Source organism: Actinoplanes sp. NPDC051513 (genome assembly GCF_044454685.1).
In the GTDB taxonomy this organism is placed as follows: Bacteria; Actinomycetota; Actinomycetes; order Mycobacteriales; family Micromonosporaceae; genus Actinoplanes.
This window is the reverse complement of the sequence record NZ_JBITDW010000030.1, coordinates 52,505-78,572: the sequence shown is the minus strand read 5'-3', so window position 1 is coordinate 78,572 and position 26,068 is coordinate 52,505. Positions and strand designations below refer to the sequence as shown.

General features: G+C 68.8%; 30 protein-coding genes and 1 pseudogene. 13 read left to right on the top strand and 18 right to left on the bottom strand.

Features of this window, described 5'->3' with window-relative positions; translation table 11 throughout:
- The first annotated feature begins 41 nt into the window (after positions 1-41).
- The 4 genes from ACIA5D_RS45380 (at position 42) to ACIA5D_RS45365 (ending at position 2,020) form a co-directional block, all read left to right on the top strand.
- Complete coding sequence (locus ACIA5D_RS45380) at positions 42-620, top strand: TetR/AcrR family transcriptional regulator (protein ID WP_396036885.1); 579 nt, start codon at positions 42-44, stop codon at positions 618-620.
- On the top strand, positions 617-850 hold the full coding sequence (locus tag ACIA5D_RS45375; protein WP_396036884.1) for a hypothetical protein: 234 nt from the start codon (positions 617-619) through the stop codon (positions 848-850). The genes ACIA5D_RS45380 and ACIA5D_RS45375 overlap by 4 nt, the downstream gene beginning before the upstream one ends.
- Complete coding sequence (locus ACIA5D_RS45370) at positions 844-1,236, top strand: hypothetical protein (RefSeq protein ID WP_396036883.1); 393 nt, start codon at positions 844-846, stop codon at positions 1,234-1,236. The genes ACIA5D_RS45375 and ACIA5D_RS45370 overlap by 7 nt, the downstream gene beginning before the upstream one ends.
- An 82-nt stretch (positions 1,237-1,318) precedes the next feature.
- On the top strand, positions 1,319-2,020 hold the full coding sequence (locus tag ACIA5D_RS45365) for a TetR/AcrR family transcriptional regulator C-terminal domain-containing protein (RefSeq protein WP_396036882.1): 702 nt from the start codon (positions 1,319-1,321) through the stop codon (positions 2,018-2,020).
- On the opposite strand, the gene ACIA5D_RS45360 is transcribed toward ACIA5D_RS45365, so the two are convergent.
- Entirely contained in the window at positions 1,970-2,314 is a 345-nt protein-coding gene (locus ACIA5D_RS45360) for a hypothetical protein (protein ID WP_396036881.1), read from the bottom strand. The genes ACIA5D_RS45365 and ACIA5D_RS45360 overlap by 51 nt on opposite strands.
- Positions 2,315-2,444: 130 nt before the next feature.
- On the opposite strand from ACIA5D_RS45360, the gene ACIA5D_RS45355 reads away from it, so the two are divergent.
- The 3 genes from ACIA5D_RS45355 (at position 2,445) to ACIA5D_RS45345 (ending at position 3,892) form a co-directional block, all read left to right on the top strand.
- A complete protein-coding gene (locus tag ACIA5D_RS45355; RefSeq protein ID WP_396036880.1) occupies positions 2,445-2,753 on the top strand; it encodes a hypothetical protein in 309 nt (102 codons plus the stop codon).
- Between the two features lie 82 nt (positions 2,754-2,835).
- Positions 2,836-3,333 (top strand): carboxymuconolactone decarboxylase family protein, encoded by a 498-nt coding sequence (locus ACIA5D_RS45350; RefSeq protein WP_396036879.1) that lies wholly within the window; start codon positions 2,836-2,838, stop codon positions 3,331-3,333.
- An 85-nt stretch (positions 3,334-3,418) separates the two neighbouring features.
- A complete protein-coding gene (locus tag ACIA5D_RS45345) occupies positions 3,419-3,892 on the top strand; it encodes a DUF3224 domain-containing protein (protein ID WP_396036878.1) in 474 nt (157 codons plus the stop codon).
- On the opposite strand, the gene ACIA5D_RS45340 is transcribed toward ACIA5D_RS45345, so the two are convergent.
- Positions 3,856-3,984, bottom strand: coding sequence for a hypothetical protein (locus tag ACIA5D_RS45340; protein WP_396036922.1), 129 nt, complete (start codon positions 3,982-3,984; stop codon positions 3,856-3,858). The genes ACIA5D_RS45345 and ACIA5D_RS45340 overlap by 37 nt on opposite strands.
- Positions 3,985-4,349: 365 nt before the next feature.
- On the opposite strand from ACIA5D_RS45340, the gene ACIA5D_RS45335 reads away from it, so the two are divergent.
- A complete protein-coding gene (locus ACIA5D_RS45335) occupies positions 4,350-5,159 on the top strand; it encodes an RCC1 domain-containing protein (RefSeq protein WP_396036877.1) in 810 nt (269 codons plus the stop codon).
- A gap of 48 nt (positions 5,160-5,207) precedes the next feature.
- Here ACIA5D_RS45335 and ACIA5D_RS45330 read toward each other — a convergent pair whose 3' ends face one another.
- The 7 genes from ACIA5D_RS45330 to ACIA5D_RS45300 form a co-directional block, all read right to left on the bottom strand.
- A complete protein-coding gene (locus tag ACIA5D_RS45330) occupies positions 5,208-6,152 on the bottom strand; it encodes a DUF3500 domain-containing protein (RefSeq protein ID WP_396036876.1) in 945 nt (314 codons plus the stop codon).
- 173 nt (positions 6,153-6,325) lie between these two features.
- Positions 6,326-6,778 (bottom strand): DoxX family protein, encoded by a 453-nt coding sequence (locus ACIA5D_RS45325; protein ID WP_396036875.1) that lies wholly within the window; start codon positions 6,776-6,778, stop codon positions 6,326-6,328.
- Between the two features lie 156 nt (positions 6,779-6,934).
- On the bottom strand, positions 6,935-8,278 hold the full coding sequence (locus tag ACIA5D_RS45320) for an RICIN domain-containing protein (RefSeq protein WP_396036874.1): 1,344 nt from the start codon (positions 8,276-8,278) through the stop codon (positions 6,935-6,937).
- 326 nt (positions 8,279-8,604) lie between these two features.
- Positions 8,605-8,982 carry a nuclear transport factor 2 family protein gene (locus ACIA5D_RS45315; RefSeq protein ID WP_396036873.1) on the bottom strand — a complete coding sequence of 126 codons (378 nt, stop codon included), beginning with the start codon at positions 8,980-8,982 and terminating at the stop codon, positions 8,605-8,607.
- Between the two features lie 30 nt (positions 8,983-9,012).
- Entirely contained in the window at positions 9,013-9,447 is a 435-nt protein-coding gene (locus ACIA5D_RS45310) for a group II truncated hemoglobin (RefSeq protein WP_396036872.1), read from the bottom strand.
- 201 nt (positions 9,448-9,648) lie between these two features.
- Positions 9,649-12,468 (bottom strand): BTAD domain-containing putative transcriptional regulator, encoded by a 2,820-nt coding sequence (locus ACIA5D_RS45305; protein ID WP_396036871.1) that lies wholly within the window; start codon positions 12,466-12,468, stop codon positions 9,649-9,651.
- Positions 12,469-12,596: 128 nt separating this feature from the next.
- Positions 12,597-13,307, bottom strand: coding sequence for a VC0807 family protein (locus tag ACIA5D_RS45300; protein ID WP_396036870.1), 711 nt, complete (start codon positions 13,305-13,307; stop codon positions 12,597-12,599).
- A 38-nt stretch (positions 13,308-13,345) separates the two neighbouring features.
- Here ACIA5D_RS45300 and ACIA5D_RS45295 point away from each other — a divergent pair, with 38 nt between their 5' ends.
- Positions 13,346-14,215: a hypothetical protein gene (locus ACIA5D_RS45295; protein ID WP_396036869.1), complete on the top strand. Its 870-nt coding sequence runs from the start codon at positions 13,346-13,348 to the stop codon at positions 14,213-14,215.
- Between the two features lie 35 nt (positions 14,216-14,250).
- On the opposite strand, the gene ACIA5D_RS45290 is transcribed toward ACIA5D_RS45295, so the two are convergent.
- From ACIA5D_RS45290 to ACIA5D_RS45265, 6 genes and pseudogenes are all read right to left on the bottom strand, one after another.
- The gene (locus ACIA5D_RS45290; RefSeq protein WP_396036868.1) at positions 14,251-14,682 is read right to left on the bottom strand and encodes a nuclear transport factor 2 family protein; all 432 of its coding nucleotides are present in this window, start codon (positions 14,680-14,682) and stop codon (positions 14,251-14,253) included.
- 132 nt (positions 14,683-14,814) lie between these two features.
- A complete protein-coding gene (locus tag ACIA5D_RS45285; RefSeq protein WP_396036867.1) occupies positions 14,815-15,630 on the bottom strand; it encodes an alpha/beta fold hydrolase in 816 nt (271 codons plus the stop codon).
- A 102-nt stretch (positions 15,631-15,732) separates the two neighbouring features.
- Positions 15,733-16,713 (bottom strand): aldo/keto reductase, encoded by a 981-nt coding sequence (locus ACIA5D_RS45280; protein WP_396036866.1) that lies wholly within the window; start codon positions 16,711-16,713, stop codon positions 15,733-15,735.
- A 335-nt stretch (positions 16,714-17,048) separates the two neighbouring features.
- The gene (locus ACIA5D_RS45275; RefSeq protein WP_396036865.1) at positions 17,049-17,903 is read right to left on the bottom strand and encodes an EamA family transporter; all 855 of its coding nucleotides are present in this window, start codon (positions 17,901-17,903) and stop codon (positions 17,049-17,051) included.
- A gap of 155 nt (positions 17,904-18,058) precedes the next feature.
- Positions 18,059-18,649: pseudogene (locus ACIA5D_RS45270) on the bottom strand (DNA alkylation repair protein); the annotation flags it as partial.
- Positions 18,650-18,720: 71 nt separating this feature from the next.
- A complete protein-coding gene (locus ACIA5D_RS45265) occupies positions 18,721-19,197 on the bottom strand; it encodes a GyrI-like domain-containing protein (RefSeq protein ID WP_396036864.1) in 477 nt (158 codons plus the stop codon).
- Positions 19,198-19,622: 425 nt separating this feature from the next.
- On the opposite strand from ACIA5D_RS45265, the gene ACIA5D_RS45260 reads away from it, so the two are divergent.
- Positions 19,623-19,886 carry a hypothetical protein gene (locus tag ACIA5D_RS45260; RefSeq protein WP_396036863.1) on the top strand — a complete coding sequence of 88 codons (264 nt, stop codon included), beginning with the start codon at positions 19,623-19,625 and terminating at the stop codon, positions 19,884-19,886.
- Positions 19,887-19,946: 60 nt separating this feature from the next.
- On the opposite strand, the gene ACIA5D_RS45255 is transcribed toward ACIA5D_RS45260, so the two are convergent.
- Positions 19,947-21,680, bottom strand: coding sequence for a hypothetical protein (locus ACIA5D_RS45255; RefSeq protein WP_396036921.1), 1,734 nt, complete (start codon positions 21,678-21,680; stop codon positions 19,947-19,949).
- A 315-nt stretch (positions 21,681-21,995) separates the two neighbouring features.
- Positions 21,996-22,688 (bottom strand): TetR/AcrR family transcriptional regulator C-terminal domain-containing protein, encoded by a 693-nt coding sequence (locus ACIA5D_RS45250; protein WP_396036862.1) that lies wholly within the window; start codon positions 22,686-22,688, stop codon positions 21,996-21,998.
- Positions 22,689-22,782: 94 nt separating this feature from the next.
- On the opposite strand from ACIA5D_RS45250, the gene ACIA5D_RS45245 reads away from it, so the two are divergent.
- Both ACIA5D_RS45245 and ACIA5D_RS45240 read left to right on the top strand, forming a co-directional pair.
- Positions 22,783-23,808, top strand: a complete 1,026-nt coding sequence (locus tag ACIA5D_RS45245) for an NAD(P)-dependent alcohol dehydrogenase (protein WP_396036861.1) — start codon at positions 22,783-22,785, stop codon at positions 23,806-23,808.
- Positions 23,809-23,836: 28 nt separating this feature from the next.
- A complete protein-coding gene (locus ACIA5D_RS45240; RefSeq protein ID WP_396036860.1) occupies positions 23,837-24,454 on the top strand; it encodes a DUF4386 domain-containing protein in 618 nt (205 codons plus the stop codon).
- A gap of 36 nt (positions 24,455-24,490) precedes the next feature.
- Here the strand turns inward: ACIA5D_RS45240 and ACIA5D_RS45235 are convergent, their stop codons facing one another.
- The gene (locus ACIA5D_RS45235; RefSeq protein ID WP_396036859.1) at positions 24,491-25,762 is read right to left on the bottom strand and encodes a vanadium-dependent haloperoxidase; all 1,272 of its coding nucleotides are present in this window, start codon (positions 25,760-25,762) and stop codon (positions 24,491-24,493) included.
- An 88-nt stretch (positions 25,763-25,850) separates the two neighbouring features.
- Between ACIA5D_RS45235 and ACIA5D_RS45230 the strand changes: the two genes are divergently transcribed.
- Positions 25,851-26,030 (top strand): hypothetical protein, encoded by a 180-nt coding sequence (locus tag ACIA5D_RS45230; protein ID WP_396036858.1) that lies wholly within the window; start codon positions 25,851-25,853, stop codon positions 26,028-26,030.
- Positions 26,031-26,068 lie beyond the last annotated feature (38 nt).

Sequence of the window (26,068 nt, the reverse complement as noted above, 5' to 3'; positions counted from 1 at the left end):
CCCCCTTTGTGCGAGGACGTCCGGCACTGGATGCTGATGCCGTGAACACGTCGACCAGTGATGGCTCAACCGGACGGGCAACGTACCGGCGCTCCACGGGATCCCCGCGCGGCGAGGCGCGGCGGCGGGAGCTGCTGGATCGCGTCACCGACGACCTTGCGAGCAACGGACTCGTGGAGTTCTCGCTTCGACGTGCGGCGCGCGCGGCGGGCACGACGCACAAGGTGCTTCTGTACTACTTCAACGGAGCCGACGACCTGCTCGACCAAGCGATCCTCAGGCTGCGCGACAGGCGCATCGACAACGCGATGGCCGCTGTACGGCAAGGGCCGGCGGGTCAGACGTTGGCGGATCGCGTACGCGCCACGTGGCCCGCAATCATCGGAGCGGAGTCACGCGTACTCGACCAAGCTATCGGCTTGACGATGTACGACCCCGACCGCTACGCGAACCTCGGCAAGGGCGCGTCGCAGCAGTACCTGCCTTCGGTGCTGTCCCTCTGCCCCGAGCACTGGTCGGACCAGCGGAAGCTCCAGGTCGCCGAGATGATCCTCGCTTCATCAGCGGCGACGAGCGGTGCGCCGCCTGGCACTATCCGGGATCCAACGGCGCCTGTGTGATCATGGCCGGCGGCTTCGCCGTGACGAAGGAAGCGGCCACCGATCTGTTCGCCGAACGGTTCCACGAGGCCGGGTTCTCCGTGCTCGCATTTGACTACCGCCATCTCGGGGAGAGCGACGGTCAACCGCGCTTGGTCCTGCCCATCCGCGACCAGCTCGCCGATTGGGAGGCCAGCGCCGGCCTCGATTGGTCGGGCTCACCGGCGCACCGGGGACTGTCGCCATGCTGACGACGCCGGATGCCGCGGCGGGCGATCATGCGCTACGCGCGCACCGGTACCCGGAATGGCAACGGCAGGTCGCCGCTCGATCTGCGCTGAACATGGTCTTCTACCGGCCGGGCCGCGACGCCGCACGGGTCCGTTGCCCGCTTCTGGTCGTCGTGGCTGAGAACGACCGATCAACCCCGACAAGGCTCACCGTACGCGCGACGCGCGCCGCCGCGTCCGCGGAGCTCGTCCGGATACCGGGCGGACATTACGAGCCGTTCCTGGCGGGACACGCGCGGGCCATCGAGGCCGAGTTGTCGTTCCTGCGCCGGCACGTGCTGGGCAACCAGTCGCCCGGTGGCTCCGAGACCCCGGCGGACGCCGAGGCACCAAGGGAGACGGCATGAGGCGGATCGAGCTCTCGGCCGGTTGATCCGCCCAGCAACCCCGATCGTGAGATCGGCGCGCCGGGGATGAGACAGTTGCGGCATGACCGGTACGCCGCCGCAGGGTCCCGCTCGGGTTCGGTCGCGCCCGCGGCCGGAGGGCAGGCGCAGGCTCACGCGCGAGGTGATCGTGGCGGCCGGCCTGCGCCTCGCCGATGCCGAGGGCCTCGACGCCGTATCGATCCGCGGGCTCGCCGCGATGCTGGGAGCACGGCCGATGTCGCTGTACAGGCACATCGAGCGCAAGGAGGACCTGCTCGACCTGATGTTCGACGATCTCGCCGGCGCCGTGCTCGAGGATGGACCGCTGCCGTCCGGGTGGCGTGACGCGTTGATGGTCGTCGCCGACCGCAAGCGTCGCGTCTGCCTCGCCCACCCGTGGGCGGCGGCCTTGTACGCGCGCCGGCCGCGAATCGGTCCGAACAGCGTGATGCAGTTGGAGCTGGCGATCGCGGCCCTGCGCCCGCTGACCGCGGATCTCGTGCAGGCGGTCCGGGTGGTCAACGCCGTCGATGACTACACGATCGGGCATGTGACCCGGGAACTGATCTACGACGCCGGCGGCGAGGCGGACTGGAGCCAGGCGATGCGGCCGTACCTGACCGGGCTTGCGGACAGCGGCCGGTACCCGACGTTGGCACCACTGCTGGCTGACCCGGTGCGCGACGACAGCGACGCCACGTTCGCCGCCGGCCTAGGGTGGCTCCTCGACGGCATCGCGAAGTCGTTCGGCCGGGACGGCTGAGGCACGCGAAGGCGTCGGCACGGCCAGGTCCAGCGGCGGTGTCGGGAAGCCGCCGGACGGCGGCGCCGGAACGGCGCGGTGTGCAGGCAGCCGGCGTGGCCGGGCCAGCAAGATCAGTACGAGCAGCGCGACGAACCCGGCGAACACCACCGAGCGTGCGGCCGGGCTCGACGCGGTCACCCGAGCGACGACCTTCCGCTCGAACACGATGACGAAGATCGTCATGAAAGTGAGGAACAGGAAGATCGCCACAGTCTTGACCAGGATCATCCACCAGGAGTCCGAGGGCATCATGCGTACACCGTATCGCTTCATCGCACGCCGTGCGATACTGTGCCGCCGGCCCAGCGCATGTCACATCTGCGATGTGCCGGCCGTCTCATTGAAGACATAGAGCTGAACTGCGAAGGAGTGGGAGGGCGCCGTGCCGGACGAGAACAAGAAACACGCGTTGTACCAGGCTCTGGTGGACCGGGTCCTGAACGGAGAGGGCCGGGCGTCCGCGCGGTTACGCGCTCAGGCGTTCCGGAACGAAGGAGTGCCCCCGCCGCTGGACTCGCTGGTTGCCAAGATCGCCGCGAGGCCCACCGAGATCACGACGGCGGACTTCATCGCGGCGAAGGCGGCCGGCCGCAGCGAAGACGAGTTGTTCGAGGTGGTGGTCTGCGCCGCGGTCGGGCAGTCCGCGCGCCTGTACGACGCGGGGCTTGCGGCCCTGAGGGAGGCCACCTGATGCGCCTCGACATTCTCAACCACGGCTATCGCCGGCGACCAGGCTGCTGTTCGCCGTCATCCGGCTGTTCTCCGGTCACCCGGTGCCGGACGCCGCCAAGGTGGTCTTCTACCGACCCGACTTCTACGGTGTGCGGGCGAAGGAGTTCACGCACGAGGCGATGCGTGGCCCGTCCGCCTGGTCGGTGGCCGACCGAGAGCTCATGGCGGCTTATGTGTCCAAGGTGAGCGCATCGGCGTTCTGCATCGGGGCGCACACCGCGACCGCGCGCCGTGCGTACGGGAATGGGCCGATGGTCGACGCGGTGCTGGCCGATCTCGAGTCGGCGCCGATCGCCGAGCCGCTGCGGGCGACACTTCGAATGCTCGGCACGCTGACCACCGAGGGAGAGCTCAGCCGCGACGACATGCGGGCGGTACTGGCAGCGGGGGTCAGTCGCGAGCAGATCGAGGACGCGCTCGCGGTCGGCGCCGCGTTCGCCGTCACCGATCGCCTCGCCGACGCCTTCGGCTTCGAAGTGCTCAGCCCCGAGGGTTTCGACGCGGGCGCCAAATACCTGCTCAAACGGGGCTACCGATAGCGGGGCCGAGGCGGGAACCGGGCCCGGGTACGGCTGAACCTGATCGCGGCCTGGCGAGAGACCACCGAACGACGAGGAGAGACAGATGAGCACGCAGTCCAACAGACCGGCCTCGGATCATGTCATCAGCGAGAGCGAGGTGGCGGTCCTGAGTTACCAGATGGAGGTCATCAGCCCTGCGGACGACAGCGGAACCACGCTGGTGGAGACGACCCTCCAGGAGCGCTTCTCCGGAGGGCTGAACGGCGACGCGATCGCCAAGCACCTGCGGGTGGTCAGGCACGACGGCACCGGAACGTTCACCTGCGTCGAGCGTTTCGTCGGCGCGTTGGACGGGCGGCCGGGTTCGTTCGCGCTGACCGCAGAAGGTTTCACCGACGAGGCAGGTGTCGTACACGGACGGTGGGAGGTCGTCCCTGGCTCCGGCATCGGGGAATTGACGGGATTGCGCGGTTTCGCATCCTTCTACGCCAAGCAGGTCCCGGAGAGCCGGACCGGTTGGGCGGCCCGGGACGTATTGACCTACTGGTTCGAGGCTGGGCCGGCCGGCCTGACATGACCTGCGCCCAGGTCAGGCGAGCACCTCGGCCGGATGTTGTACCCGGCGCGGAGAAAGTTGTCCGGATCGTACGCCGCCTTGACGCTGCGCAGCCTGCGGTGGTTGTCCGGCCTGTACGCGGTCGGCCTGCCGCGCCATCTCGACGGCGGCGCGGACGTCGGTCGCCGCCTCGGCGTTGACCACCGCCAGCGGCCGATGCTCGACGGCCGGGTTCAGCGTGCGGCACCGCTCCCCGTAACCTTCGTCGCCGCGCCGGTACACCTGGCCGGTCAGACGGTGTGCGTACGTCAACCTCATGGCGTCCTCCCCCACGTGTGATGTCATCCGGTCAGACCGCCCTCGGTTGGCAAACTCATCGCTCGGACGACGAAGCGCTCGCTGCTCCATCAGCGGCCACCACACGGGGGATGCTGTGCTTATGAGTGGTCCTGTCATCGCCGCTGCACGACGACACTCGTTGGGCCTGCGCGCCGACGGCACCGTGGTCGCGGCCGGCGACGGGACGTCGAGTGAGTGTCGCGTCGACGACTGGATCCACATGGTCGCCGTGGCGGCGGGCAACGTGCATACGGCGTCGAACACTGGGCGGTCCCACAGCGTCGGCCTGCGCGCCGATGGAACCGTGATGGCGACGGGGTGGAACGGCGATGGGCAGTGCGACGTCGCGTCCTGGCGCGACGTCACCCTTGTCGCCGCGGGTTGGCGCCGCACCTTGGGGCTGGTTGGTAACGGCTCCGTGCTGGCCGCGGGACGGCTTCGCGAGGGAGCATGCGACGTGGGCCGGTGGCGTGAGGTCGTCGGGTTGGCTTGTGGCGACTGGCATTCGGTGGGCCTGCGAGCCGACGGGACTACCGTTGCAGTCGGAAACGATCGCCGTGGGCAATGCGCGGTTGCCACGTGGCGCGACATTGCCGCCGTTGCCGCCGGATACCTTCACACGGTCGGTCTCACCAACGACGGACGCGTCTTCGCGGTGGGGGATCAATCGACGGGCGCCTGTGACGTCAGTGCTTGGCGGGACGTCGTGGCAGTGGCGGCCGGGAGCTACCACACCGTCGGCGTCACCGCGGCCGGCCGGGCCCTGGCCGTGGGAAGCACGGATTTCGGCCAGTGCGACGTGGCCGGTTGGCGCGAGGTCGTCGCTGTGGCGGCCGGGTCCACCCACACTCTCGGACTACGCGCGAACGGAACAGTTGTCGCCGCCGGCAACAACGAGCACGGTCAGTGCGATATCACCGGCTGGGACGCGATCCGGTCGCCTGTCTGATATCGCACGAAAGCATGCTCCTGAACCCTCGACCACGCGTCGGTTCGCTCACGACGCGGGGTGCCGCCGTGCGTAATGGTCGTGGAGCAGGTCGCCGCCCCAGTCGTCGCGCAGGTGCCGCCAGACGGAATGGGCGTGGTTGGCGCCGTCCTGGGTGTTGTCGTACTCGATGAGGAATTCGGGCGCCCGGACGCAGTAGTAGTGACCCTCCCCGGGTGTGGTCGGGCCTGCCCAGGCGAACCGGATCAGCTCCAGGCCCGCCGCCTCGGCGTCGCGCCAGCAGGCCCGCGCGTACTGCGCCGGGGCGCGGCCGAGGTATCGCCGGACCAACTGGCCGAGGATGTCCTGCTGCTCCGGATGCAGTTGGCCCCAGCCGATGCCGGTGGGCAGCATTGTCGGGTCGGCCACCGGATCGGCCCGGGTGAGGATGTCATCCGGCGCGCGGCCGGAGCTGATGCCGAGCGCACGCTGGTCCGGGTCGAACCCGGCGGCCAGACGCCGGGCCAGGTCCTCCTCGGCGCCGAGGATCCGGCGGCCGGACGGGACGGTGGCCGGCTCCGAGCCGATGAAATGCGGTGTCAGTGTTGTGCCGGCCGGCCCCACGACCACGTGTACAGCCAGGTGGTGGCCGTTGATGCGCCAGCCCCACGGCTGGTCGCCGTCCGGATCGCCGAGCACCCGCAGCCAGTAACGGTCCCCTGCCGGCGGTGAGCCGGTCGCTAGTTCCCGTCGGACTCGTTCGACCTCGACGGCGCCGACGGCGAGGTCGCCGCCCTCCGGTGAGTGTGCCGATCTGAGCAGCTCCACCGCCAGGGCGTGCTGGGCATTGGTGAGATGCTCCATCGGCAGGCCGGGCCGGTCCCCCGGCAGATAGGTCCAGCGCCGCAGGCCCGGGTCGGCGAGGTCGCCCCGAACGAGGCCCCGCTGCCGTTCGTCCAGGCTCGCGAGAAGCGCACGCGCACATCGTCGGGCGTCGGTGACGGCTGTCGTCATGCGCTGACATTAGCCGCTCGAACCGCCCCGTCCGTCAGCGTGTGTCGTCATGGTCCGGTGGCGAACCCTCCCCGGCCGGCGCGAAGGGGCGAGAGCGGCCGAGTCCGCGGCAAGCTCGTCCGCACACCCTGGGGCGTGGCATCCGGCTGTCCGAGCAACGGCGCACGGGGAGGTCAGCGGCGGCTTCCCGCGAGCCGGCGCTCGCGGACGGGCTCGGCCGTCGCGCCGCGTCGGCGGGTGATCAGCGCGTCGATCGACCAGGGGCCGGCGCCCATGACCGCGATGATCAGGAACGTCCAGGCGTAGAGAACCGGGGTGACGCCGCCGTTCTGGATCGGCATGAGCGCCTGCGGCTGGTGGACGGTGAAGTAGGCGTACGCCATCGAGCCGGAGGCAAGCAGGGCGGCGGGCCGGGTGGCCAGTCCGGCCAGGACCAGAGTGCCGCAGACGAGCTGGATGACCGCGGCGTACCAGGTCGGCCAGGTGCCGGGCTCGATCGCCTGGCCCGAGCCACGGTTGCCGCCGAGCACACCGAAGACGGATGCCAGTCCGTGGCACAGGAACAGGAAGCCGATCACGATGCGGAACAGCGACCACGCGGGTTCGGCGAGGCGGTGGGGATTCATGGGCTGTCCTCCGAGGACGTGGGGTGGGGATGCTCGAAGGCTAGGCCGGGACAATTCCGCAAGACAATGATGAGTATCAATGTCCTGGTGAGCCCATGGGAGCGCTCCCATCAGATGGGACGGGCCCGTAGGTCCAGCCGCCGGGCCCGACCGATCTCAGCTCTGCAGGCTCCAGCTTTGGTTGGCGCCGCCGTTGCAGGACCACAGGATGAGCGGGGTCCCGTTGGCGGTGCCGGCGCCGCTGGCGTCCAGGCAGAGTCCGGACTGCTGTCCGGCGATGGTGCCGTTCGCGTTGATGTTCCACTGCTGGTTGGCCTGACTGTTGCAGTCCCAGATGATCACAGTGGTGCCGTTGCTGGTGCCTTGGCCGTTCGCGTCGAGGCACTTGTTGCCGTACACCTGCAGTTGTCGTCCGGAGGTGTAGGTCCAGCGCTGGTTGGCGGCGCCGGTGCAGTCGCCGAGCTGGACCTGGGTGCCGTTGCTGGTCGAGGAGTTCGGTACGGCCACGCAACGGCCGGACTGAGCGCCCACCACCTGCTGCGCACCGCTGGTCGGAGGAGTCGTCGGCGGGGTCGTGCTGCCGAACTGGGTGAAGAATCCCCAGACTGCGCCGGACGTCCAGGTCTGCCAGCCGTCGCAGGTGCAGCCGTCACGCGGGCCGGGGTCGTGGCCGGCTCCGTCGAAGGCGGCCCAGACGACGGGGTAGCCGGCGCGGCAACCCGAGTAGGTGGTGATGATGTGGGTGAGGCTGCCGTTGGCAGGTTCAGGGGGATTCTGCGGGGTGCAGCCGTTGTTGCGGACGAAGGTGTCACGCAGAGCCCGGCCGCTGGAGATCGGAAGCACGTTGTCCCGCAGCCCGTGCAGCCCCATGTAGGCCACCGGCTGGGTGCCGCCGCTGCAGCCGCTGAGGTTGGCCCCGGAGTAGACGGCGACGGCGCGGAAGACGGTGGGGCGGGCGCACGCGAGGGCGTAGGTCATGGCGCCGCCGTAGCTGAAGCCGGAGGAGAAGATCTGTGCGGTGTCGACGCAGAGACCCGCCTCGATCTGCCGGAGCATGTCGTCGACGAAGGTGACGTCCTGCCCACCGGAGTTGCCCCAGCCGTTGCCGATGCCTTGGGGGGCTACGAAGATCGTGCCGTTGCCGGCGTTGTCAGCGAGCCGGCGCAGTCCGTAGTAGGACCAGTTGTAGCCGTCGGTGCCTCCGGAGTCGACGTCGTTGGCGGTGCCGCCGACCCAGTGGAAACCGAAGATCACCCGGTACGGGTGGTTGTTGTCGTAGCCGGCCGGGACACGCAGGATGTAGCTGCGGTTCTGCCCGCTGCTGCTGATTGTGTGCGTGCCGCTGGCCAGCGTCGGGGCCTTACCGCAGCCGGCCGTGGCGGCAAGGGCGTTCACGCCGGTGGCCCCGGCGAAGGCGCCGGTCAGCGAGGTGCCGCCGACGGCGAGTGCCATGGTCGCCGCGACCACGGCGGCTCCTCGGGCGAGTTTCTGCCGCACCATCACGTAACTCCTTCGGGCGTGGTGACGAGTGCGAGGCGGGCTCGTCCGGGAGCCTCGGCCGTGAGGTTACGGCAGGCCGGACGATCGGCGACCGGTGGATCGACGCCTCGATGATTGTCGATGGTATGACGTATCATCTCTCATTCCTCGCCGATGCGACAGACGAGATATCGATAAGTTTCGCTCGCTCCGCCGGCTCCGGTCGCGTCCGGTCCCGGAACCCCAGCCGTCCGCGTACGTCCGCCGGTTGGCCTCAGCCTGCCGAATCGGGCCGGAACCGGCCATCGAGCACCTGGGACCTAATCAGGTTGTTTGCGCTTTGCCAGTCAGTAACGTTCGACCAGGTGGGCGCGGCTGGCCGGAAGCTCGTACTGCTCCGGCCAGAAGTCGGTGATCTGGGCGATCCGGCCGTCGTCGGCGAGATCGAAGAAACACAGTCCGGGCTGCGTGCCCTCTGGTCGGGCAAACTCGATCCAGCTCGCCGCGCGCAGCTGTTCGCCGACGATCCGCTGCACCCTGATGTGCCAGTCGAAGGCGAAGCCCTCCGCGTTGAACCGGACGTATGCGTCCCGGCCGCGGACCTGCTCTCTGGTCTGAGGGCCGCGGTAGACCACGTCGTCGGCGAGCAGAGCGCCGAACGCGTCCCAGTCCCGGGCCTCCGCCGCGGCCCAGTAGGCCGCGACCACGTCATGCGCGGTGGTCATGTCGGCAGAGTACTCGGCGCCGGGCACCGGTCACCACGACCAGCGTGGGACCTCTTGGCAAGGGTGCAGCTCGGCCTCGCTGGTGGCATGCGAGTTGACCACCGCTACCTCGGTGCCGAACTCCAGGTAGCCGGCGAGCGCGTGCCGGAACGGCTCGTCGTCGGGAAGATCGGTCTCGTCGGCCGCCAGCAGGAACAGCTCGATGAACCTGCGACGCTGTTCTTCGGTGATCCGCTTGCCCCGGTGCGCGTCGGCCAAGGCAGGAAAGCCACCCAGCTCGTCGGTAAACCGGGTCGGGCCCCCGAACACCTCGGCGAAGAACGCGGTCAGATGGTCCACATGCGTCGGGCGCCCCTCGCCGAACAGCGGATGCAACTGCGGGTCCCGCAGCACCGATGCGTACCAGACGCTGATGGTCCGCCGGAGAGCGCCTTCCTTACCCACATGTTCGTACAGCGACTCCATCGCTTGTCCTTCCCACATCATGAATTTTCCTTCCGCGGTACCTCCGCACGGCGGGCCGCCGGCATTGGCACTACCGAACGGGCGGGCGTCTGTGCACGGTCAGCCCGCAAAGTTTCATGGATGGGCATCCACGCCTGTTCTACGCCCGATATACGGCCAGGTGACGGGGCTTCGAGGGTGAAGGGTTCGACGTACACACAGCTACCCGCGTCGGCCGTCAATGGCTTGGTGTGCTGCGGTGCATTCCCTGTCCGCCGCCGCCTCCTCCGCGGTCGCACCGACCGTGTCAGCGATCGCCATGGCCTCTGCGGCGCAATTCGCGGCGGCGTCCGTGGCTCCGAGCAGCCGCCGCGCGCGGGCCAGGCCGATCAGGGCATGCGCCTCGCCCAGCCGGTACTGCGCTCGGCGTGCGCGTTCGACGGACTGGGCCAGCATGTCGACCGCCTCGTTCAGGCGCCCGAGGTCGATATGGATCAGTCCGAGCCGCTCCAACGCCACGCTCACGCTCAAGTCGTCGCCGGTCTCGTCGTACCAAGCCAGGGCCTTCTCGGTGAGCCGGATGGCTTCCTCGTGCCGGCCGAGGTGATGGTGCGCCCGGCCCAGGACCCGGACGGCATACATCGCGCCGATCGTGGCACCGATCTGCTGGGCGATCGTCAGTTGCTGCTCGAGGCACGCGATCGCCTGCGGTACGCGGTTCTGCTCGAGGTGGCGAAGTCCGAGGTTGCCCAACGCGCGCTGCTCACCGAAGCGGTCCCCGATCTCCCGGCAGATGGACAGCTCCATCTTGATGTGTGCGTCGGCCTCGTCATATCGCCGCACTTGCATGAGACCCATGGCGATGCTGCCGTTGGCGTACGCCTCCAGGCGCCGGTCACCCACCCGCCTCGCCAGGGGAATGGCCTGTTCGTTGAGTTCGATCAGGGCGTGGGGGTAGCCGCCCACGCCGAGGAACCAGTGCAGCGCCAGGGTGAGCCCGATGCCGAGCCGGGCGTGCTCGGCCGGCCCGGGCCACGCCTGCCGTATCACGGCCAGCAGGTTCGTCCGCTCCGTCTCCAGCCAGCGGCGCGCCTCACCGGGGTCGGCCAACGGCTTCGGGGCGGCGGGCGCCTCGGGCACGGGGAAATGCGCTCGGTGCGGGAACGCCAGGCGGACCGCGGCTCCGGCAGTGGCGAGGTAGTAGCCGAGGACGCGAGTGATCGCGGCGTTGGCTTCGTCGCCCCCGACAGTTTCGGCCGCGAGCTCGCGGGTGAACAGCCGGATCAGATCATGCATGTGGTAGCGGTCGGAATCGACCGCCTCCATCAGGTGGGCGTCGAGCAGGCGCTCGACGACCAGGTCCGCCTCGGCCGGCGACGTGCTCAGCAGGGCGGCCGCGGCATTCGTGTCGATGTCCGTCACCAGTAGCAGCCCGATCAGTCGCAGCAGGCGGGCCGCCGCGCGGTCGCCCCGATCGTCGCTGCGTCGCAGGGCCGCGTAGCTCACCTCGACGCTGCTGCGCACCGCGAAGTCGCCGGCGGCCAGCTCGGTGAGCCGGTACCGCTCGTCGGTGAGGCGTCCCACCAGGCGCCGGACGGGCCAGGTCGGCCGCGCCTTGAGCCGGGCGGCTGCCACATGCAGCCCCAATGGCAGGTGGTCGCAGAGTTCAGCGAGCCGCGCGGTGGCCGTCGGGTCGGCTGCCGTGCGGGCATCTCCGATCAGACGCTCGAGCATCGCTTGCGAGGCGTCCGGCTCCAGCGGGCCGACGGCCAGGTGACTGGCGCCTTCCAGAGCGGACATGCCGACCCGGCTCGTGACGAGCACGGCTGCGCGGGACAAGCCCGGCAGGAGGGGACGCACCTGACCCGCGGATGCGGCGTTGTCCAGCACGATGAGCAACCGTCGTACGGCTACCAGGCTGCGGAACAGCGCCCCGGCCTCGTCGAGGTCGGACGGCACATCCTCCGGGAGAATCCCCAGCGTCCGCAGGAACCGGCCCAGGCACTCGCCCGGGCACAGCGGCTGCACACCCGAGGTCGCGCCGCGGAGGTTCACGTAGAGTTGCCCGTCCGGGAAGCAGGTGGACCATAGGTTCCCGGCGCGGACTGCCAGCGCGGACTTTCCCGCGCCCGGCGGGCCGTGGATGACTACCACCTCGCCGGTGCCACCGTCGACGTCCGTCTGGAGCAGCAGCCCGCTCAGCGTGCTCAGCTCGCCGGCGCGGCCAATGAACGTCGGGACGTCCAGCGGTAGCTGCCGTGGCGTCTGGCCGGCTTGCGCCCGAGACGCCACCGTGATGGCACCGGCGGACAGGCCCAGCGCCGGGTCCGACCGGAGGATCTCGCTCTGTAACGCCTGTAGCGGCGGGCTCGGCTCCACGCCGATCTCCTCCACCAGGTATGTACGAAGGTGCTGGTACGCGGCGAGCGCGGCGGCCTGCTGCCCGTCCCGGTACAGCGCCAGCATCATCTGGCCCCACAGCCGTTCCCGCAGCGGATGCTGAGCCACCAGGCACTGCAGCTCACCCACGATCTCGGCGTGCCGGCCCAGCGCGAGACGTGCGTCGAACAGCTCCTCGACCGCGGCCAGCCGCTGCTCCTCCAACCGCTGCGCCTCGGCGACCAGCGTGCCGGTGGTGAATGGGACGTTCTGGAACGCACGCCCCCGCCACAGGGCCAAAGCCTCCTCGAGCCGATCCGCTGCCCGTGGGACATCCCCCCGGCGACACGCATCCGTGCCGTTGGCGACGAGCCGCTCGAAAGCCAGCACGTCGAGGCAGTCCGGCATCACGCCGATCATGTACCCCTGTGGGTCCGTGCTGATCGGCGCGGTGGCCGGGTCGGCGGGCGACAGCAGCCGACGCAGCGACCACACGTAGGTACGAACGTTCGACACGGCCGACACCGGCGGATCATCGCCCCACATGTCGTCCACCAAGCTCTCGACCGGCACCAACGTATTCGCCCTGGCCAGCAGGACGGCCAGCAGCAAGCGCAGCTTGGGCCGGACTATCCGCACCTCACCGTCACCGGCCGTGGACACCTGTAAGGGACCCAGTAGCTGGAACTTCAGCTGAGCTCTCACGCTTTCCGCAGCCGCGATCCTGACACCGGTCGATGCACGTGTGGTTCCGGCTCCACGTGTTCGGTAGCGCAGCGCAGCACGTGGCGTCACGGCCGGACCGGCGAGGCGGCGGCCGGCGGTGGCGCGTCCGTCCGGGCCGCCGGGCCGTACTTCGCCACTGCCGCGGCGCGAGCGCGCCGTCCGTACGAAATGGTCCAGAAGAGCAAGGCGGCGACGACGACCAGCGGCAGGACGGCGGACACCGCTGTCATGGCCGAAGTGGACAGCGCGTAGCTGAGGCCGATCCGCGTGGCCGCCTCCGCGACGAACGCCACCCCCCACACGACGGTGATGATCCGCTGGGTACGCCGGAAGGATGGATGCTGCCACAGCCCGTTCCACCGGGCGACGGACTCGGTCGAGCCGTCGGTGGCGAACTTACGTCCGAAGTAGAACATCATGGGCCGCGGCAGGACCAGCGACGCGAGCGCCACGACGCCGAACAGCCCGGTCACCGCGGACTCCTTGATCAGCACCAGGCGCGCACTGTGCAGACCCAGCCCAGCGATCACCCCGAGCGCGATGAAGATCAGCGTGAGGACGCCGAACTCATCGAAGCGCCGCCGTACGGCGAAGGACAGCGCCAGTTCGATCACCGGCCAGCCGCCGCTGATCAGCAGTGCCGTCACCGCCGAGACCTGCCGGTCGGTCAGCAGGTTGTAGGTGATCAGCGGTAGCACCACATTGAACAGGATCGTCGGCACCCAGTGGATCAGCAGGAGCCGGCCGCGGGATCGAGGGGTCTGCGACGTCGTCATCGCGTACCTGCCTAGAATTGTCGAATATGAGCACGAGCGTGAGCGAAAGCGTAACATCTGAGGACCGTTCCGGGCGGGGCCGTTCCGTTCGGCTGGTCCCGTTTCTCTTCGGTGTCGCCGCTGCTCTGGACCGTTCCGAGCTACCCGGTCCCATCCTCGTGGCGCTGCTCGGCGACCTCGGCCTGACCGCCCCGGCGGCCCGCGCCCTGATCGCCCGGATGCGGCGCGACGGCCAGCTCGCCGGCGCCCGGCGCGGCCGTACGGTGGACTATCGCCTCGCCGGTCCGTTCGCCGAGTCGTTCCAGCGGATCCGCGGCGGCGCCACCGGCACACCTTGGGCGGGCCATTTCCACGCCGTGCTCTACCAGGTGCCGGAGCGGCATCGCGCGTTCCGCGATCGACTGCGCCGAACCGGGACCTTCGTCGGTTACGGGCTTCTGCAGCAGGGTGTGCTCATCGCCCCCACGGACCGGCGGCACCTGCTAGACGACGTGGTTGCCGGAGCCCCGGCGGACGCCACGATCCACTTCGCTCGACTCCAGATGCAACGGGACGACGCGGCGCGCGCCGCGTACACGGCGTGGGATCTCGACGCCCTGGATCGCACGTACCGGGCACACGCGCGCCGGCTCCGCGGCGCGATCGCGCGCCGGACAACCGCGCCCCCGGCGGACGGCCGGACGCTGCGGCGCTTCACCGACCTGCTCAGCGGCCCGCTGGTCGACACGCTGCGAGCCACCGGCCTCCCGGCAGACCTCGCCCCGTCCGCGTGGGCATTGCCCGACCTGCGCGCGGCCATCGGCGGCGTCAGGGCGGTCTACCTACCGCCGGCCACCCGGTACGTACGGCGGCTGCTGGACGAACAGCACCCGCCCGCGCCGTACGAGGATGACGAGGGACCGACGTAGAGCCTGGCACCTAGGAGGGCCGGCGTGAACGGGCCCTAACGGAGCTGCCCTGAGCGCTGGAGCTCTTCATAGAGCTTGACGCTGTTCCAGCCCCAGTAGACGCGGTGGTGTCGAATCAGCCCGTCGCGGATCTCCATCACTTCGACGATGTCCATCTGGTCGGTGCCGTCGGTCTGCCGGGGGTACTCCCAGGTGACATGTGTTCCGTCGGACAGATAGCCGGTTCGGAATCGTTGACGCTGGGGTGGTTCCGTTGAGAAGACTTTGGCGACGAACCGACGGAGGTCCTCGCGGCCACGGATCACACCAGTTGCAGTACCTAGCAGGTAGCGCACGAGTGGGCTCTCGAGGGTCGCATCGGGATGGTAAAGAGCCATGGACGCGTCGAGGTCCTTGGCGCCGAGCGCCTTGTCCCAAGCCTCGAATATTTGCTTGATAGCGTCGGTCTCCTGATGCCGGCTGCTCATCTTCCACCTCCTTGGGTCGCTGTGACGGGTCACCTCGTTCGACCACGTACTCCGTCAGGTTAACGACGCGACATTTCGGTCAACGCCGAAGCGGGCCCCGCTCGTGTTGCCACTTCGGTCGTCGGCGCCCGTTCAGCCGTCGCTGAGCAGGAATTCTCGAATCGCCACGGCGACTTCGGTGGCGCTCCTCTTCTTCTCCGGCCCGAAGTGATTCAGCCCACCAAGACCGGTCACGGTCAGACGGGGGATCACGTCTCGGAGCCGTTCCGGGACTTCCGTGATCGATGCTGGGCTTTCTCCGCCGTAGATCCACAGGACAGGTGCCGAGATCTCGCGGTAGCTCTCGAAGCTGTTGTCCAGGCGGAAGATCTCGAGATGCTCACGCAGGACGGCGGGCAGCAGCGCCAAGGTCCGCTCTCGTTCGTCGCCGCGCAGCAGGAAGGCGAGCACGAGACGCATGATCCAGTACGGTGTCTTCTCCGCCCGCTTCGGGCCGAGTGCGAGCGCAAAGGCGATGAAGGCGTCCATCGGCTTGCCGGCGGCGAGGCTCGCTTCATACTGCGCCACCCAGTGCCTCGGCACCGACCCGTTGATGGAGACACCGGGTTCGTAGACCGCGACCTTGGTCAAAGCCTTGTTGGTCCGCGCGGCCTCCAAGGCGATGAGGCCGCCGTAGCTGTGTCCGAAGACCGACGACGCTCGAGTCTCCCGTTGCACGGCCGCAAGATCCTCACACTCTCGGGCTATGCAATATCCGTCCCCTTGGGGTCCATTGCCGTCGTGGCCGCGCCGCTCGATCGTGTGCACGGTGAAGTCACGGCTGAGCGCGCCGGCAAGGGGCGCGAGGTCGTCGGCGACGGCCAGCGCGCCGGGGATCAGGATCAGCCCAGGACCAGACCCGATCGAGCGGTAGTTGATCGTCAGGCCGTCAGCGGAGGCCACCGTCATGTCGGTTGTCCCTTCTTGTCGAGGAGCGCGGTGGGGAGCCTCTCGCTCATGTGGCGAGGCTTATCAGCGACGTGGCGGGCGCGTGCGGCAACCACCGGCCATCTATGAATGTCCGAGTACGGGATGCGGTCGGTAAGGCGCCTCCAGCCGAGACAGTTCGTCTGCGCTCAACGTGAGGTCCACCGCCGCGACGGCGTCCTCCAGATGCGTCACCTTCGTCGCGCCGACGATCGGCGCGCATACGCCGGGCTTGGCCAGTAGCCATGCGAGCGCCACCTGGGCGGGCGGCAGCCCGCGTTCGCCGGCGACGGCACGGACCGCATCGACCACCTCGAAGTCGTCCGCGGTGTACATCTCGTCCGCCAGCGGGTCATCGCCGGCGCGGACGGTGCCGGGATCGCCGTCCCGGGTGCGGCCGCCGGCGAGCAGACCGCGCGCCAGGGGGCTCCATGGATTGAGACCGACACCCTGATCCAGGCACAGCGGAATCATCTCTCGTTCCTCTTCGCGATAGACCAAGTTGTAGTGATTCTGCATTGAGACGAACCTGGTCCAGCCGTACCTGTCGGCCATGTGCTGTGCGGTGGCGAACTGCCACGCGTACATGCTGGACGCGCCGAGGTAGCGAGCCTTACCGGCCCGTACCACGTCGTGCAGCACGGCCATGGTCTCCTCGATCGGGGTTTCGTAGTCCCAGCGATGGATCTGATAGAGGTCGACGTGGTCGGTGCCGAGCCGCCGCAACGAGGCATCGATGCCAGCCATGATGTGCTTACGGGACAGGCCCCGATCATTGGACCCGGAACCCATAGGGAAGTACACCTTCGTGGCGAGTACAAAGTCATCCCGGTGCGGGAACAGGTTGCGCAGCAGGCGGCCGGTGACCTCCTCACTGGCGCCGTAGTCGTACATGTCGGCGGTGTCGAAGAAGGTCACACCGGCCTCGACGGCGCGCCGCACGATCGGCTCGGCCTGGTCCTCGGTCAGATGCCAGTCTGTCTCCGATCGGTCGCCGTAGCTCATCATCCCCAGGCAGATTTGCGAGATCCTCAGCCCGGACCGGCCCAGCCGTACGTACTGCATGTCTGCTCCTTCCTCGAGTTTCACCAGAACCACCGTTGTCCCGCACGTCCCCTGGGCGGTGCAGCACGACGCCGACGATGATCGCGGCGATGCCGAGCAGCTCGACCGAGCTGGGTAGCTGGGCCAGGACGACCACGCCCACCACGGTCGCGGTTGCCGGCAGCAGCGACAACAAAGGGCGAACGATGCGCGCGAAAGCCGAGCGTGGCGTGGATGCCGTTTGTCGTTCCTCCTCACTGGTTGTGGTGAGCGTGCGATCAGTCGTCCCGGCCTCGTTGGGATGGCCTGTGCGCCCCACGGCCGAGCGGTCGGTAGCACTGTTGGCGACGGAGCAGTCAGACCGGACTACCGGCGATGGCCAGCACGCCGGCCAGAACGGTCACGATGCCGGCGCGTTGAATCCGCGCAAGCCGTTCGCCCAGGACGATCCGTGCCAGGCCGATGGTGACAACGGTGTGCAGCGAGCCGAGCACGGCCGCCACGCCGAGCAGGCCAAGGGTCGTGGCGACGGCGTACATGCCGTCGGCCACGACGATGAGCGCACCGATCAGCGCCATGACGGGGAGATCGGCTCGTTGCACCCGAAGGCGGCCGGACCTGCCGATCACGGCCACCGTGACCGCGCCGACAGCTGTCACCGAGGTGAGCCGCGCCGTCAACAACGCCCACGGGACATCGGCCTCGCTGGCGAAATCCATGGCGAGGAAGAACGACCCGAAACCAGCGGCCGCGAGCAGCCCGTAGCCGACGCCCGATGCGCCGGATGTTGTGGTGTTCGCGGTGTCGCGCTGTACGGATGTGATGACGACACCGGCGGCCGCGAGAACGACGCCGACGCTCGCGACCGGTCCGGGAACCTCGCCCGCGACCAGGCCGGCCAGAACCGGCAACACCGGCGCGGCCGCGGCGATCGAGGCGACCACAGTCATCCGTCCCACGGCCAGACCCCGGTACAGGGCAGCAATGCCCACCGCCTCGCCGAGACCTGCCCCAGCGGCGTAGGCGAGGAACCGGCCGTCGGGAGCTGGCAGGCCCCGGACAACGACGGTGAACCCCAGCACGCCCAACGCGGTCACCTGGGACACGAGCAGCACCGACAGGATGGAGGAGGATCTGCTCTTCAACCCACCGAGAAAGTCCGACAACCCCCAACCTATGGCCGATCCGAGCGCCAGCAGAATGGCCGCCATGACTTCACCTCGTGTTTCCGTCTTTACGCACCACTAGCTCCATGGCCGTCCCTTCTTGGACCCCTCATGTCGTCTCGACCGGCCGCGTGGGATGAGGTGAGGGCGGTATCCACCGTGAGGCCCGACGGCCGACGTGGTTGGCCTGATGCGGTTGGTCAGGTCGATTTCCGTAGGCTGAGGTAGTGTCGGCGTTCCTGCGGGTCGAGATGTTCAATGGCGTAGCGCAGCAGCACGCGTGGGGCGGTGGGGGCGTGCCGATCGAGGAAGGTCAGCAACCGGGCGCGGTCGCGCTCGCCGGCCTCGCGGAGCATTCCGCCCACCACTTTCCGTACGAGGTCGTGGCTGTCGCCGACGAGGATCTCGGCGAGGGCGAACGTGTCGTCAAGGTCGCCGGCGCGGACGAATGTCAGGGTGGCGAACATGGCGATTCGGCGCTCCCACCACCGCGGTGACCGCGCCAGCTGGTAGAGGACGTCGCGGGGCCTGTCCCGCAGGTAGCCGCCGATGACCTGGTGGGCACTGACGTCGACGAGGTCCCAGGTGTTGATTCGATCGGTTCGACGCAGGTACAGGTCGAACAGCGCGGCGCGCGCGTCGTGCGAGGTGGACGCGCGGGCGGCCTGTTTGCCCATGATGCTGACCGCGCCGACCCGTACCTCGTGGACCTCGCTGTCCAGCAACTGGTCGATCTCATCGCAGGGCAGGTCGATGAACCGCTGAGCGAGCGCGAAGACGTCACGCATGCGTGGCCGTCCGGTTGGCCCACGCAAGGCCTCGATTCCCTCCGCGAACCGAGCCGCGGTCAGCTGCGACGCGGTCACTTGATCGGTTGGACGAGCTCGGTGCGCCAATCCGATGGCGCCGGCCAGCTTGCCGGGTTCGGCTCCTGCGTCAGGTCGATCCACTCGTAGATCTCCCACCCCGGCCCGTTGGCCTGGCCACGCGTGGCGACAGCCTCCGCGATCCGGCGGTACGCCTCACCAAGGCGGTCGTGGGCACCGAGATGCACGGTTGTCACGGCAGGCCCGCCGGGCAACTCGGTGCCGACGACGCGGCCCTCACCCACGACGTTGTCGGTCACCGGTACGCCGATCTCGACGTCGGTCTCACCGGCATCGAAGGTGTGATAACGAACGAACGGTGGACCGGCCGGCGTAATCCCGCGGTCGCGCAGCAGGCGCCACAGCTCCTGCAAACTCTGACCCTCAGTGGCGATCAGATCAGCGGTCGGAATCGTTTGCCGGATACTCACGACGGGTTGCGGCGGAAATTCCCGGGTCTCGACGGCGTTCATGGTTACCCCTTCCCTCGCAGCGTGACGTCGTGATACAGGCCGGCAACTCCGAGCCTTGGATGACCTGGGGGTGGTGTGAGCCCTCGCCGGCCCGATGTGAGGGAGGCCGGCATTCCACGGCCACCAAGGCGATTCTTGATCATGTCATTTGGATCGGCCTTCCCGACTTGTCACCCGCTTCGCGGAACCGCGAGGAAAGTGGGTGAAACGGCGAAACACTGTGGACGAGTGTCGTTGGTATCAATACAGGCCCGATACATGCCTGATACACACGGACGTCAGCTTGACGGTCGAGCCATCTGTCACAAGAGTTCCGCCTCCGCTGGTGGGTATTTGCTGGACAACGCGCGCCCCGAGGCGGGCGAGCGATTCGCTTGGCTGGCCGAGCTGTTCGACGGTGCCGCCAGGCGTCGAGGTTGTCTGGGGTGACATCACCGATGCCGCTGCGGTCCTACACGCGGCCGCCGACATGGATGCGCGAGGCACTGCTGCACTACCAGCGCCACGACTTCGCCGACATCGCCGAAGCCATTGCGGCCAGTCTCGGCTGGAGCGACGTCTGGTGCCGTTGGCCGCCCCGCTGGCGCGACACGCGATCCTGCGACTGTCGCCCTACCACGGCCGATCGGGTACCAAGCGGTGACCGGGTCAAGGCTGTGCAGCCTGCCTTCAACGCGCCGGACCATTGACGAGCAACGGGCTGCCGTGGCCGGGCGGGATTGCCTTGATGTCCATCTTCACCAAGGCCGTCACCCGAGTCGGTAAAGTATGGCGCCGTCGATCTGCTCACGGGAGATGCCGAGGCCGTCGATCGGGCGACCGGGCACGGCCTCCCACGCGGTTCCGCCCAGCCACTCGGGCAGGACGACGACCGATCTGATGCCCGCCGACCGCAGCGCAGCGATGCTCGCCGGGTCCGGAAATGTCATGCTGACCGAGCGGATCCGCTCCTGGCCGGCCGGGACGAAGCTGACCACGCCGTTGGGGATGCGCGGGAACCCGTTCGTGGACCAGAGCATGATGGACATCTCGAGACTGCCAACGCTCGGCAGCACCAGGGTCGGCTCCTGCGCGGCACTCATCGCGGCCGGATATCGCAGCACTTCGGGGTGCGGGGTCCGGTTGATCCCTTCGGCGACGACCAGCACGAGCGGGATCAACAGGGCAAGTCGCAGCGCGACGAATCTTCCGCGGGCCAGCAGCCCCGACCGCACGGTGCCGGCCGCGGGCCAGGGCGCCGTGGCTCGCGCACCGGCGACCAATTCACTGACCGCACCGGCCGCGAGGATGGCCAGCAACAACGTGGTCCACATCGTCATTCGCCCGGGTGTGCGCAGTGCCGCCCAGCCCGGCAGGTGCTTGGAGAGTGTCAGATAGCCCGGGTCACCGTGCCAGGGCAGGGTCGCGCCGAGCGTCAGCAGCACCGCCCCGAGGATGCCGAGGGCCAGCAGGATCCGGTGGCGGACCCGGAAGATCGAGATGAACGTCCCGATCACGGCCAGGACGATCAAGGCGATGCCGGGCAGCAGCGTCATCTCCGGCGCCCAGGGCAGGTGCGAGCGTGCCGCGGCGTGCCGGGTACCCCACAGCCAGGACGTCTCAGGCGCGAGGACGAGGCCTCGCCAAGCCGGCGAATACATCTCGGTCCAGCCCAGTCCGCGGTCGGCCTGCGGGTTGAGCTGCACCACGCGGGCGAAGGCGAGGCCCATGAAGGCCGCGGCAGCGGCGAAACACAACCCGCCGACCAGATCGGCGGCAAGCAGCCGCCGACCGAAGGACGGCCGGCCGCGCCGCCACCAGGCCCAGCCGAAACACGCAGCGACCACAAGACAGACGGCCACCATCACGTACGCGAAAACCAGTCCGATGGCCAGCCCGAGGGTGACCTGCCAAGCGCCGACCAGCCAGCCGGCCAGCGCCCACCACGGGCTGTGCCGTTCCGGGCGGTGGCCGGCGCGCAACGACCAGCCGTGGCCGCGAGCGATCATGGCAAGGCTCAGCGCGATGCCGCCGGTGGAGATGACGTTCAGGTGGCCGTCATGCGCGAGCCGCCACGGTGCGTACGCCCAAGCAACGCCCGCCACCGTCGCACCGAGCGGGTGCGCACCCAACTGGCGGGTCAAGGCGTATCCCCCGATGAAGGCGAGCGCATGCAGCAGGACGTACAAAATGTTGTATCGCAGGACGGCCGCGTCCATGCCTGATCCGATCATGCCGAACGGTGCGTAGCCGACGACGGCGTCGGTGAAGGCCAGTGAATGCGGATCGGTGTAGAACGTGTTCGAGTCCCACAGGTGCAAGGGATCGTGCAGCAGCGCGTGCCCGCCCCAGGCGACCTGCCAGGCGAACATTGTCGGATCGCCGATGTCCCCCGGCACAGTGTGCCGCGGGTCGCGCAGCGTCGGCCAGGTCAGGACCACGGCGAGCGCCAGCCCGCCGAGGATCAGCAGGATCCACTCGCGACGAGACCACAGCCGTTTCAGCGCGCCAGGTGCCGCCGCCGACCCTTGAGCGCCCCCGCCCGCAGCCTGCTCGCCGCGGCCGGACACGGTGGCGACGCCCTGGGACGCACCTTCGATCTCGATCACCTAAGCCCCCGGATTCCCTGGTTGGATCGCAGCTGCCCGCGACGCGGCGCACAGCGCAACACATTGTCACATGTCGATGCCCCTCTGTCGCCGTCGTCGCCCGGTGTCGTCTGCCGCTCCGCGGACGGCCATCAGGCAGCCTCGGCCCTTCCGCCGCTTCGGCCTCGAGCTGGCGCACACGATTCAAGAAGCCTGGAGGCGGCCCAGCCTTCAGGAGGACGAGATTTCGGCGGCGCCTCGGGGAGCCGGCCCGGACAGCGCGTCGAGAATCAGGGTGAGGCCGTAGTCGAACTCGGCGCCGAAGTCGTACCCGGGCTTGAGGATGTGCTCGGTGGTGAACTCGATCAGGTGCGGGTATAGGTCGGGAAAGCCTGCCGGGATCATCGACGTGGCGACCTCGGTGACCGTTTCCGGGCCGTTGATAGGCAGCGCCGACTCGGACAGCGCGAACCCGAACACATAGCTGTCGATCAGGGCGAATGCGTGCGCGGTCATCGCCACTGAGAAACCGGCCGACCGCAGCGAGCCGATGACCGCGTCGTGATGGCGCAGCGTCGCCGGGCCGGGGTTCCTGCGCGACTGCAGCAGCGGGATCGCCCACGGATGCCGGCGCAGTACATTGCGGGCCGAGGCCGCCCGGTGACGCATCCCGGTACGCCAGTCGCCGTCGGGTGCGGGCAACTCGATCTCGCTGAAGACCAGGTCGACGATGCCGTCGATGATCTCGCTCTTGTTGGCGACGTGGTAGTACACCGACATCGGCTTGACGCCGAGCTCGTGGGCGAGCGAGCGGATCGTCAACGACTCGAGCCCGCCCGCGTCGGCGACCGTGAGGGCGCCGTGCAGCACCCGGTCGCGGCTGAGCGGCGTCCGTGCCGGGCGACCGCCGCTGTCTGTTTTCACGATTGACCCCAACCCATAGCCCGTTCGTACTTAGTACCGTAGCGTTCGTACTTAGTACGGTGGGAGTGCCCCGCCGGACCGGAGGGAAGTCATCATGAGATCCGCTCACCAATCCGCCGCCCGTACCGGCCCGGCCACCACCGACCACACGATGCGGGCGATCGTGCAGGACCGGTACGGCTCGGCCGACATGCTGCGCCTCACCCGCATCGACCGGCCCGAACCGGCCGCCGGCCAGGTGCTGCTACGCGTCCACGCCGCCGGCCTCGACCGAGGAACCTGGCACCTGATGACCGGCCGTCCGTATCTGATGCGCCTCGTCTGCGGCCTGCGCGGCCCGAAGCGCCGGGTCCCCGGCCGCGACGTCGCCGGAACCGTCATCGCGCTCGGCCCCGACACGACCGGGTTCGCGCTCGGCGACCAGGTGTACGGGATCAGCCAAGGCTCGTTCGCGGAGTACGCCGTGGCCCGGGCCGACAAGCTGGCCCGCAAGCCGGTCAACGTCACCTTCGCGCAGGCCGCCGCCGTACCGGTGTCGGCACTCATCGCCCTGCGGGCGTTGCGTGACGTCGGCCGGGTCCAGGCGGGGCAGCGGGTTCTGATCACCGGCGCGTCCGGCGGCGTCGGCAGCTACGCGGTGCAACTCGCGGCGGCGTTCGGCGCAGAGGTCACCGCCGTAGCCAGCACCACGAAGTTGGAGCTGGTGCGCTCCCTCGGCGCCGTGCACGCCCTGGACTACACCCGGCAGGACTTCGCCGACGGTGCACCCGGCTACGACCTGATCATCGACATCGCAGGAAATCCCACGCTGTCGCGGCTACGGCGTGCGCTCGCATCCACCGGCACCGCGGTGATCGTCGGCGGCGAGCAGGGCGGCGACTTCAGCGGCGGCATGAACCGCCAGTTCCGGGCGCTGGCCCTGTCGCCGTTCATCAAGCAGCGACTGGCCATGGCCATCGCCGACGAACGTGGCAGCGATCTCATCACACTGGCGGAACTCATCGAGGCCGGCTCCGTGACCCCGAGCATCGATCGGACCTATCCGCTGGAAGACGCACCGACCGCCATGCGCCACCTGGAAGCCGGCGCCGTCCGCGGCAAGGTCGTCATCACCCTGTGAACCGCCGCACTCCACTTCAAGGAGAGTCATGTCAAGAAGGATGATCGCGGCCACCGTCGGCGTTCTCTTTTTCGTCCAGATGGCCACCGCCATGGTCGGCACCTCATTGATCCAAGCATTCACCGACGGTGACACCGGACGAAGTCCGCTGACTGCCGGCGTTCTGCTCATGATGTCGTCCGGCGTCGCCGTCGTCGGGATCGGCCTGCTCATGTATCGGGTCCTGAAGGACGTCGACAAAAGACTGGCGTTCTGGTACCCCGTGCTCAGAATCGTCGAGTTCACCGTATCCGCCGCATGCGGCCTCTACCTGCTCAAACAACTGCAGGAATTTCCGAACCAACTGCTGTGGGTCTACGTACCGACAGGGGTTGGCGGCCTGATCCTCACGTACCTGCTTTTCATCTCACGGCTGGTCCCTCGGCCTATCGCGATCCTCGGCATCGTGGGATACGCCTGCCTCTCGCTGGGCGTGCCCCTGGACCTATTGGGCGTTCTCGGCATGAACGACGGGCCCGGGCTGATGCTGCTCGTCCCCGGTGGACTGTTCGAGGCCGTGTTCCTGCCGATGTGGTTGATCGCGAAGGGCTTCACCTCACCGTCGTCCACCCGCGCATTCAAGTCACCAGCCTTCGCGACCAGCTGAGCAACCGCGCCGACGAGCGCGCTGACTCACCCACGGTCAGCGGCGGCGGCCGAATTCCTTGGCGAGGACCTCACGCGTGACCGTTTCGCCGAGACGGTCACCGTTCACGGTCGCGCCGCGGTAATGCACCCCGGCCCAGATCCGTGCCTCGATCAGTTCGGCCCGGGCCGCGGAGAGGCTGTCGAAGTGCCGGGTGGTGCCGGAGTCAGCGCTGTAGGCGCTGAACGACAAGTCGTCGCGGCCGAAGAACTTCCGCAGAGCGGTCATTATCGCGGAGGTGTAGCAGGCATGTCCTGATGGCCACTCCGGCGACGGCGCGGTGACGCGCAGCGGCGTCCAGGCCGGGTCGGCGACGGTGGCGGGGTTGCCGTCGGTGTCTGCCAGCGGGATCGCAGTCACCGGCCGCCAGAAACTCCAGTATCGCTTCTGCCCGTAGCAGGAGATCAACGCGTCGGCGGTGGACACGTCAACCATCGCCAGCATGCGCGCCGTCTCCAGCGGGCTCAACCGGTGGTCGGTGGCGACGCCGCGCTTGATGTACCACTCCACCTGCCGGTAGTCGTCCCACCAGGTCGCCGCTTCGGTCTGGTCCCTTGTGCGGGTGGTGCTGGTGGCCGAGCCGAGCGACTTGACCTCGTTCAGCTGGCGTGCGTAGGCGGCGCCGGCCAGGGCCGGCGGTCCGGGGACGCGGTAGGCGGCGGGGTTGTCGACGGCGAACGGCTTCAGGAAGGGGTACCAGGCGCCGGCCTGGACGAATCCGGGCGGAGTCAGTCGGTACGCGCCGGGGGCGGTGCCGACCGGCCAGGTTGCGTCGGAGAACGCGCCGTCGTTGCGGCGGTCCGCGATCATGGCTGCGGCCGCGGCCTCGCCGACCCTGATCCCGCTGCGCTTCGGGAGGCCTTCGGAGGTCACGGCGAGCGCTTCGTCGTACTGCGCGCGCAGCGCGGCCGCCTGAGCCGGGAAGAGCGAGAGGAGTACGCGGTAGGCCGCGGTGGCCACGGCCGCGGGAGTCGAGTCGCCGCGGTGGGCGCGGGGAGCGACCAGATACGGCTCGTACGGGGCCCCGGCGATCGCGTTGACCGCGTCGTAAACGGCGCCCTGCACCATGGCGAAGCTGCGGCTCCCCGCGGTGGGCGACTGCCGGGCGACCTCGTAGATGGCGGTCTGGGCGTGGATATTCCAGGCGAGGACAGCGTTGGGTGGGGCTGCCGACTGCGCCGACGCCGCGGTTGGCGTCAGGACGGTCAGGCCGAGCACGGCAACGACCGCTGCACCGAGCAGTTTGCTGAAACGAACACGATGTGCCATGGGATCCCCCCGTGGGCTGATCGGGTGTCGGTTCACAACAGGGCCCAGCATTGAACTTCACCGATTGCCGAACAACCTTCTGACGGAAATGCGGCTGTTTCCGAGGGGAAGATGGCAGTTTCAGAGGGAAGTGGCCGGCGCCGCGCTCGCCGTGGCGGCGGCGGTGCACGGGAGGCAGCACACGTACACGCTGCTGGGGGCGCGCGTGCCGCCCACGCCCGAACGCGACCCGGACGAGGCGCTCGTCGGGGACAAGTCGCCGCTGTGAAGCCATCGGCAGTCGACCCCACGCTGGTCTCGTTCGCA